General features: G+C 37.6%; 1 protein-coding gene. It reads right to left on the reverse strand.

Annotation, left to right across the window (positions count from 1 at the left end):
* Positions 1–255: 255 nt before the first annotated feature.
* Complete coding sequence (locus KIV41_RS24750) at positions 256–654, reverse strand: hypothetical protein (RefSeq protein WP_252040595.1); 399 nt, start codon at positions 652–654, stop codon at positions 256–258.
* Between the last annotated feature and the right edge of the window lie 83 nt (positions 655–737).

Raw genomic sequence — 737 nt, forward strand, 5'->3', positions numbered from 1 at the left:
CATTTAAACACAAACTAGCCTACACTTTTAAAACAAATCCACATTACTAAAAACTGATTAAAAATAAGACCTTGAGAAGGAAAGCACAGTTACATGATTATCAATTACATCTTCGAATAACGCCCTGTTAAGGTGTGAGCAACGCAATACCAATGCCGCCGCATACCACCTTAATCACCTAAACTAACGCATGATGAAAATGCCACGCGTTGCGAATCACTCTTAAACAGTTTGTTAGCCTTTTACTCACGTGATCTACATTTCACCTGATGCTCTTAATTTATCTATATCTTCACGCAGGCTCTTTGCTGACAGATGAATTGCATGTTTGGAAATATTTGCACATCTATTCTTCAATTGAGCGACCTCACTTTCAGGTGACTGCTCAGCAACTTCTTGAATGATGATATGATCCAACACCTTCTTAGCTCCCCACTTTGACCAAGACATACTTTCTTCTAATTCCTGCACAGATCTGGATATTGAATAATAGGATGCCATATACGAATCATCATCCATGTTAGATTTATCATAAAACATGCAAAAGGTGGCATTTCGATAATACGACATAGATTGTTTAAACAGATTTTCGACATCATTAGCAAGTGTTAACTGACTGAAAGACAACCCCGCAACCAATATTAATCTTTTCATTCTTACCTTCTAAATATACGGTGATACTCCGTTGAATCTAGCCACATGAAGAAAAGGCTAACGCCCTGTTAAGGTGTGAGCAA

Source organism: Vibrio sp. D401a (assembly GCF_030248515.1).
GTDB lineage: Bacteria > Pseudomonadota > Gammaproteobacteria > Enterobacterales > Vibrionaceae > Vibrio > Vibrio rotiferianus.

Bases quoted from the DNA above. Each gene is read 5' to 3' on its own strand.
- KIV41_RS24750 (WP_252040595.1), bottom strand. From the start codon at position 654: ATGAAAAGATTAATATTGGTTGCGGGGTTGTCTTTCAGTCAGTTAACA.